Annotated in this window: 11 protein-coding genes; 9 read left to right on the plus strand and 2 right to left on the minus strand. The window is 56.0% G+C overall.

Annotation, left to right across the window (positions count from 1 at the left end; translation table 11 throughout):
* Positions 1-90: 90 nt before the first annotated feature.
* Entirely contained in the window at positions 91-1,698 is a 1,608-nt protein-coding gene (locus tag CHB83_RS02790) for a family 43 glycosylhydrolase (protein WP_236704899.1), read from the minus strand.
* 962 nt (positions 1,699-2,660) lie between these two features.
* Between CHB83_RS02790 and CHB83_RS02795 the strand changes: the two genes are divergently transcribed.
* The 8 genes from CHB83_RS02795 to CHB83_RS02830 all read left to right on the plus strand — a co-directional run bounded on the left by CHB83_RS02795 (position 2,661) and on the right by CHB83_RS02830 (position 13,427).
* Positions 2,661-5,123: an outer membrane beta-barrel family protein gene (locus CHB83_RS02795; RefSeq protein WP_089331579.1), complete on the plus strand. Its 2,463-nt coding sequence runs from the start codon at positions 2,661-2,663 to the stop codon at positions 5,121-5,123.
* Positions 5,124-5,270: 147 nt separating this feature from the next.
* Positions 5,271-5,954, plus strand: a complete 684-nt coding sequence (locus CHB83_RS02800) for a TIGR02117 family protein (protein ID WP_089331580.1) — start codon at positions 5,271-5,273, stop codon at positions 5,952-5,954.
* A gap of 182 nt (positions 5,955-6,136) precedes the next feature.
* The gene (locus CHB83_RS02805; RefSeq protein ID WP_045689070.1) at positions 6,137-6,505 is read left to right on the plus strand and encodes a hypothetical protein; all 369 of its coding nucleotides are present in this window, start codon (positions 6,137-6,139) and stop codon (positions 6,503-6,505) included.
* A 123-nt stretch (positions 6,506-6,628) separates the two neighbouring features.
* Positions 6,629-8,026, plus strand: coding sequence for a histidine--tRNA ligase (gene hisS, locus CHB83_RS02810; RefSeq protein ID WP_089331581.1), 1,398 nt, complete (start codon positions 6,629-6,631; stop codon positions 8,024-8,026).
* A 217-nt stretch (positions 8,027-8,243) separates the two neighbouring features.
* Complete coding sequence (hutH, locus tag CHB83_RS02815) at positions 8,244-9,746, plus strand: histidine ammonia-lyase (RefSeq protein WP_089331582.1); 1,503 nt, start codon at positions 8,244-8,246, stop codon at positions 9,744-9,746.
* Positions 9,747-9,874: 128 nt separating this feature from the next.
* A complete protein-coding gene (locus CHB83_RS02820; protein ID WP_089331583.1) occupies positions 9,875-11,800 on the plus strand; it encodes a T9SS type B sorting domain-containing protein in 1,926 nt (641 codons plus the stop codon).
* Positions 11,801-12,016: 216 nt separating this feature from the next.
* Positions 12,017-12,352: a YbaB/EbfC family nucleoid-associated protein gene (locus CHB83_RS02825; RefSeq protein WP_045689066.1), complete on the plus strand. Its 336-nt coding sequence runs from the start codon at positions 12,017-12,019 to the stop codon at positions 12,350-12,352.
* Entirely contained in the window at positions 12,336-13,427 is a 1,092-nt protein-coding gene (locus CHB83_RS02830; RefSeq protein WP_245855260.1) for a glycosyltransferase family 2 protein, read from the plus strand. Before CHB83_RS02825 ends, CHB83_RS02830 begins: the two co-directional genes overlap by 17 nt.
* A 188-nt stretch (positions 13,428-13,615) precedes the next feature.
* On the opposite strand, the gene CHB83_RS02835 is transcribed toward CHB83_RS02830, so the two are convergent.
* A complete protein-coding gene (locus CHB83_RS02835; protein ID WP_089331584.1) occupies positions 13,616-13,834 on the minus strand; it encodes a PspC domain-containing protein in 219 nt (72 codons plus the stop codon).
* 165 nt (positions 13,835-13,999) lie between these two features.
* Here CHB83_RS02835 and CHB83_RS02840 point away from each other — a divergent pair, with 165 nt between their 5' ends.
* Positions 14,000-15,814, plus strand: coding sequence for a tetratricopeptide repeat protein (locus CHB83_RS02840; protein ID WP_143436974.1), 1,815 nt, complete (start codon positions 14,000-14,002; stop codon positions 15,812-15,814).
* Positions 15,815-15,993 lie beyond the last annotated feature (179 nt).

The following is a 15,993-nucleotide window of genomic DNA, read 5'->3' on the forward strand; positions in this document are numbered from 1 at the left end:
CCTAGCCAAACGGCCCCGACAGGTATCTACCTGTCGGGGCCGTTTGGCTAGGGGCTAGTTCGAATTCCCAGAACGCTCCGGAGTATTCCCTTAACGCTGGTTGCGAATAGCAAAATGGTTGAAGCCTATCGTCGCCAAGCTCGAACCTTGCGCCAGTAAGCCTACGCGTACGCCTCGGTCCCATGGGGGGAGGTACTCGCCGTTCAGCGCAAAGCTATCCAGGATGATAGGATGCCAGGTGCTGCCATCGGTGCTATAGGTGAAGCGGAACCGCTGACCGCCCCAGGCTTCCAAGCGCATATTCAGGGTTTGGCAGGTGGGCAGGTCCAGCTTAGCCAAGGCCTGGTGAGTACCACCTTTCACGTGCCACACCTGCAAGGTACCATTGCCAGCCATCAGAGCCAGGGCGTTATCGGGGTCGCCAATGGCGCATAGGCCCGCAAACACATCCTGCTCCAGGGAAGACGTAGCCAAGGAGGTAGTAGCCTTATAAGTAGCCGTGAACGTACGCTGGGCTACTACGGAGCCGATACCCGTGGGGCTGGCCGTCAGTAGCAACTGACCGTCGCTTACCCCTACTTCCGGCTGGCGGCCAATCGGCCACTGCCAAGTACCAGCCAGGCAGTTACCCGCAAAATTTTCCGTGACGTTGAGGACGCTCACATCTTTCAGCGGAGCCGCCTGGGGGCTGTTGCCTTCAAATTCGGGCCAGCCTTCTTCGTTGAAGGTGAACTCACTTAAAATGCCCTGACGCCCTACAAACTCATGGCTCTGGTTGTAGTACGCGTGGTGGAGCAAGAACCAGCGGCCTTCGTACTGGGCCACCGTACCATGACCAGGGCACTTCCAGGTGGCATTTTTCTTTAGAATCGGGTTCTGAGGGCACTTCTCCCAGGGCCCGAGCAAGCTCTTGGCCCGAGCTACTCCGGTAGCATAGGTGCAGCATTTGCCACAGCAGCCATTACCAGCGTAGAACATGTAGAAGTAGTCGTTGTGGCGAATGATGGCCGAACCTTCCACAAGGCATCCTTCCCAGGAGGCAGGGTCGTTGCGGAAGAGCTCTACTTTCTTTCCAACCAGCTTGGTATGGGTTTCATTGATGCGCTGGGCAAAAATGGGCGTGGGCTTCTTGTACGCATTGCCGTCTTCCTTCCATACCAAGTATAGCTTGCCGTGCTCGTCGCGCATGGGGAAACCATCAATGGAGCCATAACGCTGGGCCACCAAGGGGCCGTGGTCGGTGTAGGGCCCAGCAGGATTGTCGGCGCTAGCTACCCCAATAGCCAAGCGGCCCTTTTTGCCCTTCTGACGGGCCGTATAATAGAGGTAGGTCTTCCCATTTTCGTGGAAGATTTCGGGCGCCCAAAAGTTAGTACCCGCCCATTCTGGCATCGATTCCATAGTAGGGAATACATGACTTACCAATTCCCAATCCACCAAGTTGGTAGACTTGAAAAGCGGGAATACCGGCCCCCACTCTGCTGAGGTGGCACTAGCCCAATACGTATCGCCTATCTGGGCAATAGTTGGGTCGGGGAAGTCGCCGGGCAGAATAATGTTGGCGTACGAAGTGACGGGCGCCGACGTAACAGGGGGCGCTAGGTGTACTGCCGTGTTAGTAGCCTCGGCGGAACAGTTGGTGGGGGCGGGGGTGGCAGATTCCATCGTAATGGCCTGCGATTCTACTGTGAAAGACACAACAGAGAGAATTGAAAGAACAGGGAGAATGTAAACGTCAAAAGCAGAAGCTGGCCCTCTATGGAAGCAACTTCTTTGCTGAGGCAGAGCGAACAGCTCATTCTTCAGAAGTGGGAGCTTGCCTGGCTGGAATAGCATTCCGGCCAAACACGAAAACACATAGCTAAATTGAAGTATTTCTGCTTACACGCAGAGGACAACCACACTCTTCACAAGCCTGGTTCGAGTATAAAACGCAAACAAGGCAAAACGCAAAAAGTGTCATTGAGCGGTATAAATGAATTGTATTGCTCAATAACGCTCTTCCTACGTTATATGTACAAGAGCATAATTCGCGCCATTAGTAGCTATTTTGCAAGTACTTTACTAATAATAAATTATAATTTTTACAATATAATCCTCAAAAAGCGACTTCCCTATCCGTATTACTACTTATAACAGGGTTTCTCGATGGGTTGTAGGCTACACGACTCAAGGCAGGCCTTTTATCTCTTATTTCTGCTAGGCAACCGTAGTGCAGCGCCTACCATCTAGCTGAGTATGCTAAGGAGCATATTCTAACGGCCTCGTAAGCCACGAGTGTGGCCTCCCCCACTTTCCCTTTTCAAGTGACAAACATCGTTTATGAGGTTTATAAAATATTTAAGCGAAGGTACCTTGCGTTACATAGTACCTTTACATACATTTGTCACGGTGATTGATTGAACTCCGGCTTCGGTCACCTGCCTGCACTGCAGCAGGCTGCGACCGAAGCCCACCACCTCCTCCTTCGCCAGCCGGGCGTGGGGCTTCTGAGGCCGAGGCAGCACATATGCTGCCAGACCATAGGTAGCTGGCGGTGGGTAGGGCCCGTAGTGCGGCCCACTTTTCTACTTACGTTTCTGCAACGAGCATCCCGAGGAACCGCGGCCTCCGGACATGGCTTCGCTTTGCCCGAATATTCCACTTCTTCACTCTTCCCGATGACTTCCTTCCTGCCTTTCGGCCGGGCCCTCCAAGGCCTGGGGTTCCTCGCTATGCTCTCTCCGCTAGCCGCCACGGCACAGCAGCAGCCTACTGGCGCTGTAAGCGGAATCCTGCTCGATCAAGCTAATAATCAACCCGTTCCGTTTGCCAACGTGGTAGTACTCCGCGCTCAGGATTCTACCTTTGTAGCGGGTACCGCCACGGGCGAAAATGGAGGGTTTGCCCTGGAAAAGCTGGGCCTGGGCTCCTACTTAGTGAAGGCTTCGGCCATTGGCTACCAGGGCCTACGCCGCTCAGTTACGCTAACTACAGCGGCGCCCACTATGCAGTTGGGCAAGCTCAAACTCGCGCCTACCGCCACCCAACTTAGCGGCGTAACGGTGCAGGGCGAACGGGCTGCCGTGCAAGAAAGCCTTGATAAAAAGGTTATCAATGTAGAAAAAGACCTGAGCACCGTGGGCGGCACAGCAGTGAATGTGCTCCAGAATGTGCCCTCAGTAACCGTAGCCGCCGACGGAACCGTGAGCATGCGTGGTTCCTCGAACATTACTATTCTCATTGATGGCAAACCCAGCAACGCTGCCAACAGCGGTGCGGGTGGCAACCGATTAGAGCAAATCCCGGCCAGCGCCATTGAGCGGGTGGAGGTAGTCACCAACCCCTCGGCCCGCTATGATGCTGCTGGCGCGGGGGGCGTGCTCAACATCATTCTGAAAAAGCAGAAAAAGGATGGCTGGAACGGCCAAGCGGTGGCGAATGTGGGCACCCGCGACAAGTACAACACCAGTCTGAGCCTCAACCGCCGCACGGGCAAGCTAAACATGTTTGGCTCTCTTGACCTGCGCAACGACCAGTACCGGAGCCGCATGTGGAGTGACCAATACACAACCCTGGAAAACCAAGACCTACGCACGTACCAAACCGGCAATAACTTGCGCCACAGCAAGAACTACAGTGGGCGCTTTGGGTTCGACTACACCTTACCAGCCAACCAAAGCCTGACGCTGACAGTGGAGCCGAACATGAACCGCGGCTATAATACCGGAACCCAGCTGGCTACGCTTAGCGGGGCCACCAACGCCCGTATCGGCAGCACGTTTGGCGTAACGGAGGATGTTGACAACATCGACTCCTCCATCGACTACCGCCGCACCTGGGATGAGCACAAGGGCCGGGAACTGACGGCCAGCGCAAACTACACCTACCTGAATGCCGACCTTGTAATAGCCCAGCGCAACACCGAAGGCACCGCCGACCTAATGGAATGGCGCCAGCTGTTGCACGTTGACCTTGATGCGGTGAACGGACAGGTAGATTACGTGCACCCGCTGGGCGAAAAGGCCCGCTTCGATGTAGGCCTGAAAGGCCAGTACCAAACCAACAGCGGCACCGACGATTTCCTGCGCCAGCAGTCTGATGGGCCAGGGTTTGACCGCCTTCCCGACCGCTCCTACCAGTATACCTTCAAGGAGTACACCCAGGCAGGCTACGCTACCTACCAACACGAAATAGGAAAGTGGCGCATGCAAGGTGGCCTGCGGGCGGAGTACACCAACACAAGCGGAGAAGTGCTCAATGGCACCGGCCCTTTCCAACTTGAATACCTCAACCTGTTCCCTTCTGCTACGGTAGCCCGCACCCTACCCAGCGCCGACCAGCGGGTGCAAGTAAGCTACTCGCGGCGCCTCAACCGGCCCAACTTTATGCAGTTGCTGGCTTTCCCGCTCTACCAAGACCAACGCACCTACCGCATCGGCGACCCTACCCTACGGCCGGAATATGTGAATGCGTTTGAGCTTGGGCACCAAATCACGCTGGGGCAAGCCTCCATCACGTCCACGCTGTTTTACCGCCAAATCAATAACGCCATTCAGCGCCTGGTGCGGGTAGACACCACTGCTACTCGCCTTTACGGGGCCGGGGCTGTTATTACGGCCCAGTACAACGACAACTTCGGGCAGGCTACCAGCTACGGCGCCGAAATGTCGCTGAACCAGCCCCTGGCTAAATGGTGGCGCCTCACAGCGAGCGGCTCGCTTTTTCAGAACACCGTCACGGCTGCTACCGGCAACGAAGCTAACCGCCGGGTAGTGTCGGGCACGGCCCGCCTCATGAACTCCTTCACTCCTACGCCCAAGCTAGACCTGCAACTAACGGGTAACTACCGCGCCGCCGCCGTAACGGCTCAAGGTCGGATTGCCCCGGTGGGCTCCGTGGACGTGGCCCTGCGCCAGCGCCTGTTCAACGACCGCGCCGCCGTTACCCTGCGCGTATCGGATCTGTTCAACACCCAGCGCAATCGTACTGAGTCGTTCACCGAGAATTTCCGGGCTACGTATTATAACAAGTGGGAATCGCGCGTGGGCTACCTGGGCTTCTCTTGGTATCTGGGCTCCAACAAGCCTCCTAAGAAAATTGAGAACCAGCCCCAAGGTGGGGGCGGCGGGTTCGGCGGCTAGCCTGAATACTTAGTAGCCAATACAGATAATTGACGAAGGGGATGCCAGCAGGTTCTGGCATCCCCTTCGTCGCATTTGCAAGAGCGGGTTACCCCCGGCCTAGCACTAGTATCAACGGTATGGTCGGTGCCTTATGGCCACCCGTGTATGCCTCTTCAACCTCGCCACCTGTTTTTGCGCCTGTGTATGTCGGCTTTCGTGGCCCTAATCATGTTTTTGCTTACCGGAACGCTGGTGCCTGTAAACCGCAAGTTTCGACAAACGCCGGATGGGGTACCCGTGTTTGTAGTTTCCAACGGCTTTCATACCGACGTGGTGCTTCCCCTGCGCGAGCATCGCACCGGCACGTACTGGCTAACTGAGCTAAATCAACCCACCTTTAACACGCGGTTTGGCCGCCACCAGTACGTAGCATTTGGCTGGGGTAATGAGGGATTTTATTTGGGCTCAATGGGGGGCAAGTTTCCTGGCCCCAAAGCCGTGGTGGGGGCGCTGTTTCCCTCGCGCACCCTGATGCACGTGGGATTCTACCCAGCTGCGCCCGACTCTGGGGCCCGGGTAGTACCGCTCCGCATTTCCCCCGAGGAGTACCGCCACCTAGCCAGCTACGTGCGCCAGTCGTTTCAACTCGATACGCTCAAGCAGTACCAGCTCCGGCAGGCTACCGGCTACACCTCCCACGACTTTTTCTTCCGCAGTCAGGGCCGCTACCACGCCTTGCGCACCTGCAACGACTGGACCAACCACGCCCTGCGCCAAGCTGGCATTCGGGCGGCTCTTAAGGCTCCGCTTGCTGCTTCTGTCCTATTTCAAATTCGCCGTGCTCATTAACTATATCTAAAACTTCTTGTTCAGCTTACTTACAATTTTACCATATTCCTATCCTATTGCTTAGTATTAAATTATTCAACCTTGGCGCATAATCCTATTTTTTCTGCTTTTTCCGCAAAACATAATGATTTCTTTTACCGGTATTATACAGAACTTTACCCCCTCATACATACCGTTACGCTATGTTGGATGTGCACCGGGAAATGCTGCCTAATGGGTTCCTATTAATCTTGTCGCCAGACACGTCTTCTTCGGATGAGGTAAAGCTTACACGTGCCTTGCACCGCGCCAGTCGCAGTGAGAAAGGCGCCATCCTCGTAGACCTGAGTTTGGTGGACACGTTGTCGGACGAAGCTATCGACTTGTTACTGGCCTACGCGTTCATGCTGCATGCCCAGGACCGTCGCCTAATTCTGTGCCACGTCCCCCAGCCGGCTCAGCACCACTTCCTGTATTTAGACGCGGCCTCTCAACCCTTGTTGGTTCCTTCCTTGCTGGATGCTATCCAGGAAATAGACTTCAGCGAAAACCGTAATCGGGCGCGCTACTAGGTAGTACTTCCTTGAGCTAAGGGAAGTAGCAACGCCAATTTGGTGGTCATAGAAGATGCATTCCGGAAAATCCGTTGTAAACCGCGAATTTTGCGGCCGTATTACGCATCCTGACTTTCCGCAATGAGCGCACAGAGCCCCAGCATCCCACGCGGCACCCGCGACTTCGGCCCGGCCGTAGTGGCCCGCCGCAACTATATTTTTGGCGTCATCCGCCGCGTATTTGAGAAGTTCGGCTACGCTCCGCTCGAAACTCCTACTCTCGAAAACCTATCGGTACTGACAGGCAAGTACGGCGAAGAAGGAGACCAGCTTCTGTTCAAAGTGCTGAACTCCGGTGACTTTGCGAAGGACGTAACCGCCGATGACCTCAGCGCCGACAACCGCAGCAAACGCCTATTGCCCAAAGTAGCCGAGAAGGGCCTGCGCTACGACCTCACGGTGCCGTTTGCCCGTTACGTAGTGATGAACCGGAATACCCTGGTGTTCCCCTTCAAGCGCTACCAGATTCAGCCAGTGTGGCGCGCCGACCGCCCGCAGCGCGGCCGCTACCGAGAATTTTATCAGTGCGACGCCGACGTGGTAGGTACCAACTCGCTGCTGTGCGAGGCAGAAATTGTGCTGATGATGTCAGAAGTACTGACCACGCTGGGCCTCACTGACCACACCATCAAAATCAACCACCGGCGTGTGTTGGGCGCATTTTATCAAGCCCTGGGTGGAGAAGGAACCGAAGTAGACCTCTTTACGGCCATCGACAAGCTCGATAAAATTGGGCGCGAGGGCGTAGAGAAAGAACTACTTGGGCGGGGGTTCTCAGCGGAAGCTACCGAGCGCCTTTTCGACCTCCTAAGCGTGGGTGGCGACTTCGAAGAGAAGATAGAGCGCCTGCTGGCTGCCTTTGCTACGGCTGGTGTGGAGCCCGATAACGCTAGCGGCTACAAAGGCCTGCAGGATTTACGTCAGGTACTCGATTATCTGCGCAGCTTTGAGTTTGCTAAGTGGCAGAACCTGGAGTTTGACGTGACCCTGGCCCGCGGACTAAGCTACTACACTGGCTGCATCTTCGAAATCAAGATCAACAACGTGAACATGGGTAGCGTGAGCGGCGGCGGCCGCTACGACAACCTCACGGGCGCCTTCGGGTTGCCGGGCGTGTCGGGGGTAGGCTTCTCATTCGGGGTAGACCGGCTCTACGACTGCCTAGAAGAATTGAAGCTGTTCCCCGAGGCGGTGGCGACCACAACCCAGTGCCTGATTGCTAACTTCGATGCCGAAAGTGAGGTGGCCGTGCTGCCCGTGCTCCGGCAGCTACGCGCCGCGGGCATCCCGAGCGAGCTGTTCCCTGAAGCGGGCAAGCTCAAGAAGCAGTTTCAGTACGCCGATCAAAAAGGCATTCCCTACGTGTTGCTGCAGGGCTCAGAGGAACGCGTGGCTAGCCAGTTTAAGCTCAAGAAGTTGAGCACCGGCGAGGAACGCACCATGTCGCTGGAGGAGGTACTGGCGGAGCTAGCCCGCTAAGCAACTAAGAAATACTGAAGTACACGTCCTGCTACGCTGGTAGAGGCCACCTTTCATGCAGTAGCGCCAGCCTGCTTCCCACCGACTGAGCTACCGTTTGGCAAGGCTAGGGCTTTCTGCTAGGCTAGCAGGACGTTCTGTTTTCTGATTCGGGCAGAAAAGCTCACTTTTGCTTGTTCACCCGGCTCCACCCAGCCGCCCCACCCTCCTATTCTCCATGGCTGCTGACTTTGCTCTTACCCCTTCTACTCACTTAGACCTTACCACCCTCGACCACCTGGTACGCACTAAGGCCCGCGTGGTGCTGAGTGAAGAGGCCCGCCAGCGCATTAGCAGCTGTTACCAGTACCTGCACGCCCGACTGGCCACGTCCGACGCTCCGATATATGGTATCAATACGGGTTTCGGAGCCTTGTGCAACAAAACCGTTTCGGCCGCCGACCGGGGCCAGCTGCAAGCCAACTTGCTGATGTCGCACGCCTGCGGCACGGGTGAAGAGGTTCCTGGCGAGCTAGTGCGGCTGATGTTGCTTTTAAAAGCGCAGAGCTTGAGCTACGGCCACAGCGGCGTACAACTGCGCACCGTACAACGCCTGCTTGATTTTTATAACCGCGGTATGCTACCGGTAGTGTACCAGCAGGGGTCGTTGGGCGCTAGCGGCGACTTGGCCCCTTTGGCGCACCTGTGCTTGCCATTGCTAGGCTTGGGCGAAGTACTATATGAAGGATACCGCCTAGCCGCCGCCGACGCAATGAGCCTGTTTAGCTGGGAGCCCCTCACGCTGGAAGCCAAGGAAGGACTAGCCCTGCTGAACGGCACCCAGTTCATGCTGGCGTACGCCGTTCACAGCCTGCTGCGCGTGCGCCGCCTACTTGCCGCCGCCGATGTTATTGGCACCTTGTCCTTGGAAGCCTTTGACGGACGAGCTGAGCCGTTTGATGCGCGCCTGCACCGCATCCGACCCCACGCCGGGCAGCTGACGGTAGCGGCCCGGATTCGGGCGCTGCTAGAGGGTAGTGAATTGCAGCAGCAACCCAAGACCGCCGTGCAAGACCCCTATTCTTTCCGGTGCATGCCCCAGGTGCACGGTGCCTCCCGCGACGCCGTGGCCTACGTACAGCAGGTAGTAGAAACCGAGTGCAACGCCGTAACTGATAACCCCACTATCTTCTCCGACGAGGATATTATCCTGAGCGGAGGCAACTTCCATGGGCAGCCGTTGGCGCTAGCACTCGATATGCTGGCCATTGCAACGGCCGAAATTGGTAGTATCTCTCAGCAGCGCACCACCCAGCTCATTGGGGGGCAACGGGGCTTGCCGCCCTTCCTGGTAGCTGAGCCGGGCTTGCACTCTGGACTCATGATTCCACAGTACACGGCCGCCGGTATTGTCAGCCAAAACAAGCAGCTTTGTACGCCCGCATCCGTCGATAGTGTAGTCAGCAGCAACGGCCAAGAAGACCACGTGAGCATGGGCGCCAATGCGGCAACAAAGGCCCTGCGGGTAGTACAAAACGTGGAGCAGCTACTGGGTATTGAACTCCTAAACGCGGTGCAGGCCCTCGATTTTCGCCGGCCAGCCCGCCCCTCGGCGACCTTGGAGCAAGTGGCAACAGCCTTCCGCGAGAAAATACCGTTCCTGCACCAAGACCGCGTATTATACCCGGATCTGCACGCAGCGGCAGCATTCGTACGCGACCACCATTGGGAAGAAATCTAGTCACATTGCTGGTACACTCCTAGGTGCTTCGCCACGTCTGCACGTTGGTGATCGGGGCGCATAGCTGCATTGCCTGCTATTTTAAGGGTTTCGCAAACGCAACTGACTACGGCTTTCGTTCTATAGGTATGTTGAAGAACTTTTTACTGGTGCTGCTACCCCTACTGGTCTTGTTGCCGGGCGTAGGATCAGTAGCGCAGGCCCAAATTTGCTTTGCTACCCCAAATTCTGGTGCCGACTTTCAGGTGTATGAGCCTGGCGGCCGAGAACCCCTGCAAGTGCTCTGCGTGGGTAAAACGGTACGCCTTAAGGACGCCAGTGGCCGCCGCCTTAACCCAGCCCAGGTGTACTACCAAAAGGGGGCTACTATTGTGTGCAGTGGTTTTACGGATACTACTACCTTCTACACGCCTACTACCCCGGGTCAAGTAGTCATCACGCAGAACACTCAGAACCCGCAGCCTGGTCAGTCAGGGCTTATTTTTGCGCGCACCTACGAGGTAAAAGCGGCTCCCCAGCCCACTTTTACCGTGGCTGTGTGCACACCCGGACTGGTGCAAGTGATAATCACGGACACCAATTACGATCAGTACACCGTGCAGATTGGCTCCGGTACGCCGGTGTCAGCCGTGCGCAACACACCCGCCACCTACCCCGCAGCTAACCCGGCTACCGTTACTGTAACGGGCCGTTACACCGGCGCCGCCTGTGTGGCTGCTAGCACCCAGAATTTCACGCCCAAATCTGCTCCGCAGGTACCTATCCTGCAACGCCTTACGGTGCAGGGCAGCAGCCTAGAGGCGCAGTTCGCCGCGTTATCGGCCGAGTATCAGTACAGCCTGCAAGTAGCCGACGCGGCGGCCACGGGTGGTTACCGCACCGTAGCGGCGGTGCCAGTTGGCACAACAAGCTTTACGCTACCGAACGCGCCCCTCCCGGGTTGTTACCGCCTGCTCTTGCAAGACATCTGCCAGCCAGCCAGCGTGGCTCTTCCCTCCCAGTCAGTGTGCACCCTGGCCTTGGCAGTGACTTCGGGCAATGGACGCAATCAATTATCTTGGGTAACTAGCCAACCGGGCAGCTTTAGCATTAGCCGCAACGGTAGCGTGCTTGCTCAATTACCACCCGGCACTACGCAATACCAGGATACTGCCGTAGTATGTGGCACTAGCTATAGCTACCGTGTAGCCGCTGCTACGGGCAGCACAATCTCCGTATCGAATGAGGCTGGGGCAACTACAGTTTCTAATGTGGCGCCCCCCGCTCCCCGTTTGCTGGCCTCCTTCAACCTTCGCAATCAGGTAGAGCTAACTGCCCAGGTGCCTCGTGCTCCTACCGGGGGGCAGCTTAGCTACGCGCGCAATGGCTCCCCCATCGGCAGCAGTAGCACCCGTACCTTCCGGGATTCACTGAGTACGCCTACCCCCAGCGCCGCCCAGTGCTATACTGCGCAGTTCCTGGATGCCTGCGGCAACCGCTCGGCCACCAGCACCCCAGTTTGCCCCGTGGTGCTGACGGCCACGGCTACCAATGAAGAGGGCACCAACATCCAGCTCAATTGGACGGCTTTCCAAAGTGGGGCGACTTCTACCCTCTCCTACCGCGTCATTAGCCTTTCAGCAAGCAATGCCGTGCTGAGCAGTACGGCCGTATCCTCCGGGCTCACCTTTTTTGATACGAGCCCACCCCAGAATCAGCAGGTGGTACGCTACCGCATTGAGGCAACGGGCCAGGGCTTAAATGCCCCCACCTACTCCAACGTTGCTACCGTAGCGCGGCAAGTAAAGCTGTTTGTTCCCACGGCCTTCTCTCCCAATGGCGACGGCCTGAATGATGTGCTGGAACTGAAGGGCCGCTACCTCGACAACTTCCGTTTCACCATCATCGACCGCAACGGCCAGCAGGTATTTCAGAGCACCTCACGTACTCAATCTTGGGATGGCCGCATTGGCACTGCCTCCCCCGTACCTGGTACCTACGCGTGGCGCTACGAGTCCACTGACCAGGCTGGCCGGCGCGTGGTTCAGCACGGTAGCGTTACCATTGTGCGCTAGTTGGTTAGCCTACCTTAGTCTGCGGCGGGGCCTCATGAGGCCTCAATCTAGCAGGCCTTCTTTTGCGGAGAAGGAAGCTAATTTTGGATATTTGCGCAACCCAGAGCTGGAATAGCGTATGCTAGGCGTGGCTAATGGGCGGGGGCAGCTACTTCAGCACTCCCACAAACTTTTTTCACCGTTTACTTTTGACGCTGCCGCGCAGCACCCCGCTATATGTTTGATATGATGGGCATGATGGGCAAAATGAAAGAGCTTCAGGAAAAGATGAAGCAGGCCCAAAACGAACTCCAACACATTACTGCTACTGCCGAGTCGGGTGGTGGTTTGGTGCGGGCTACTGCTAATGGTCACCGCCGCTTGCTTAAGCTGGAAATAGACGAAACCCTGCTGCAGCCCCAGGATCGCGACATGCTAGCTGATTTGGTAGTAGCAGCCGTAAATAAAGTGATGGAAGAAGCCGGTGATAAGGCCAAGGAAGAACTGAAAAACAAAACATCCGGCCTCATTCCCAACATTCCTGGCCTCGATCTTGGTGGCTTTGGCCTCTGATACCAGCGCTGGTATTTGCCAAGACGTTGCCGTTGTAATTCTGAACTGGAACGGCCGGGCTTTTTTGCAGAAGTTTCTGCCATCAGTACTAGCCTATTCCGACGGTGCGCAGGTTATCGTGGCCGATAATGCTTCTACCGACGATTCCGTAGCCTTCCTAGGTCGAGAATTTCCGCAGGTGCAGCTTGTTCAGAACAGCAGCAATCTGGGTTTTTGCGAGGGCTACAACCAGGCCCTCGCAACAGTGCAAGCCACTAGTCTGGGCCGCTTCCGCTACTACGTGCTGCTGAACTCCGACGTGGAAGTAACGGCGGGCTGGCTGCGGCCCCAACGTGAGCTATTAGAGCGGAACCCACGTATTGCGGCCTGTCAGCCCAAAATTTGTCAGTACGAGGAAAACCCGAAGCGCCGACAGGCATTTGAATATGCTGGGGCCGGTGGTGGCTACCTCGACCGCCTAGGCTATCCTTTCTGCCGGGGTCGCCTCTTCGACACGCTCGAACCCGATGCCCACCAATACGACGACGCACGTCCGGTAGCTTGGGCTACCGGGGCCTGCATGTTGGTACGGGCCAGAGTCTGGCACGAGTTGGGTGGACTAGAACCCGCCTTCTTCGCCCACATGGAAGAAATTGACCTGTGCTGGCGGCTTTGGAACGCAGGATTTGAGGTATGGTATTATGGTGGCGCTATGGTATACCACGTAGGTGGTGGCACCTTACACAAGTCAAACCCACGCAAAACCTACCTCAACTTTCGCAATGGGTTGGCGCTGGTGTTCATGAATACGCCGGCCGGAGAGTTAGCCAGCGTGTTACCTACCCGGATTATTCTCGACTGGGTAGCGGCGGCGCGCCTGCTTATGCAAGGCTCCCTGGCCGACTTTCAGGCTATTGCCCGGGCTCACTGGCATTTCTTTTTAAAGCTGGCTTATTGGCGCAAGCGCCGTCGAACGCACCCTCCCCGTTTGCGCACTGCGCAGCGCCCCGGGGTATACCAAGGAAGCCTTGTGTGGGCCTATTTCGGGCAAGGCAAGCACCGGTTCACTGACTTACCCCAGAGGCAACTAACATAGGTTGCTACAAGAGGCCTGCTTTATGTTCTGCGCTGTGCACCCTGCCGAAAGCGATTACAATGGCACTCATTAATAAGAAAGCCCTGGCTCAGCCAGGGCTTTTCTAGCGACCATAAAGACCGTTGATACTGCGTGAGAAGAACCACAATGCGCGTCAATCACTAGTCGTGACTGCATCTTTAATTACTTTACAAGTCCCATACGGTGCTACGCTGCCGACGCATAGCCCGGCGCACGTTCATCCAGAAGGCTAAGGCAAAATATAGCACGATGGGTGAGCCAAACGTGAAAAACGACGCATACACAAATGATAGCCGTACACTGCTGCTGGAGAAGCCCAAGCGGTTGCCCACAGCGTTGCAGACACCGAAGCTCTGCTTTTCGATAAAGTCGGTTAGTCGTTTCATATCTGCTGAAGTTGAAGCTGCCCGGGTTGGCTAACCTGTGTTCAAAATACGATAAATCGTGGCGTGCATCAAGCACTTACGATAGAAACGCACCGCAAGATACGTCGGTGCAGCAGAGTTTTCCGTTTGTAGTCCGAAATTCCGCCCCGCGTATTCCATTCGTGCATGAGAAATCTGTTGTCCCGCTGTTCTTTCTTAGGTGTTCTTATCGGCGTAGCCGGGGGGCTGCCTGCGTGTTCGCCCCTATCCAAAGTACTGAAATCGGCGCAAGCTGGGCAGCAGCTACTGGTGGAACCAGCTGTGCTGGAAAGCAACGGCGAAAACGTACTGTTTGAGGTAACAGCTAAGGTTCCTGCCAACCACGTGAAAAAGGGAGCTGCGTACAACATAGGCCTCACCTACCGGTACGACAATGGCTTGCGAGAAGACACAGTAGGCCGGCTCACGTTTGTCTCGGGTGAATACGTGTACGACGAGGAAAAAAAGAACCAACTGGTTATCAAGCGGCAGTTCTCCTTCCCTTATTCCTCTCGCAAAAGTCCGGGCGAGTTGCTGGCACTGCCCGACGCCCGGGAAACCAAGCCCAACGGTAAGCGTGTGAAGGGGAAGGAAATTGTACTGGCCCGCGGCATTGTAACCACCAGTCGTTTAGTGGTGCGGCAGGATACGGTGCTCACCCTACTCCCGGAAACTGCCGATAATAACATGAGCGGCACGCGGGTGCTACCCTTCTTTTTTGACGCAGGCAAGGCCGAAATTCGCAACTACCTGGGCACCAACGTGGCGGCCTTAGAAGACTTTATTGAAGCCAACCAACACACCGAGAAGGTAATGATTGTGGCTGGGCACTCCCCGGACTCCCTCGACCGCCATGATGCCCGCTTGGCTGATAAGCGAGTACAAGCCCTGCTTACGTACTACAAAAAGCGCGTTGACACCTACTCCTACCTCAACAAAGTCGGTCAGATTGATTTTGAGACGGAGGCCTATCATCGTCGCTGGGATTTATTTCTCAACAAGGTGCAGCAGTCGGCCCTGAAGCCCGCCCAGCAAGACTCGGTGCTCCTGCTGATTAATGACACGCCGGGCACGTTTGCGCAGAAGGAGAAAAGCCTGCATGCCCTCACCTTCTACGATTATCTGGAGCAGTACATTTATCCGGTTATGCGTTTTGGCACGGTGGCCGTGCGCTATACTGCTCCCAAGCGCTACGATTCGGAAATCTATATGCTATCTAAAAAGATAGTTGAGAAACAGACCGAAACGGACGCCCTCACGCCGGAAGAGTTGCGCTACTCGGCTACTCTCACGCCGCTGCTGGCGGAAAAGCAGCGCATTTACGAAACATCCGTTGCCACTACGGGCATGTGGCAGGCCTACCACAACTTGGCGGTAGTATTGTTGCTGCGTTCTGAAAAAGAAGTAAATCCCAAGGTGCAAAAGGCCTACGTGCGTCGTGCTGCCGTTAACTTTACCTTAGCGGCCCATCGCAACCCTACTGCCGAGCTGTTTTACCGGGTAGGCAGTGCCTACCATCGTGCTGGCGATAAGCTGGAGGCCCTACAGAATTATGATTACGCCATTAAGCTTGGCGGCCCCCAAGCTGTCCTCAACAAGATATTTGCGGACAAGGCGGCCCTGGAAATTGAAATTGGTCAGCTAGACGACGCTTTGCGCAGCCTGAGCTACAGTGGCAAGAGCTATCAAAACATCATGAATCGGGCCCTGATTTACGTGCTCAAAGGCAACTACCAGGGCGCGGCTGATATTTACCACGAGGCCATAGCCCTCCGCCCCGACGACCCATTATTGGCTTACTGCTTAGCTGTAGTAGCAGCACGCCAGCAAAACGAGCCGGCCGTGGCTATGCACCTACGCCGTGCCGTGCAGCTAGACCGCACGTTTGCAAACCGAGCGGTGGAAGACCTTGAATTCCGAGATTTCTCCAAGGGTAAGCCGTTCCTAGAAGCCCTACGCTAACAGCTCTTTTGCTCAGACCTATGCCCCCCCTACTTCTACATAGTGAGTAACTACGTAGAAGTAGGGGGTTTCTACGGAAGGTAACGCTGGATGTCCTTCCTTCTCAATGGTGCACAAGCAGAGGTGAAACCGTAGCAGAAACAGAAGCACGTTTTCTAGTTTCTAGTTGGCATAAGTGT

The organism is Hymenobacter mucosus, from assembly GCF_900188255.1.
In the GTDB taxonomy this organism is placed as follows: domain Bacteria; phylum Bacteroidota; class Bacteroidia; order Cytophagales; family Hymenobacteraceae; genus Hymenobacter; species Hymenobacter mucosus.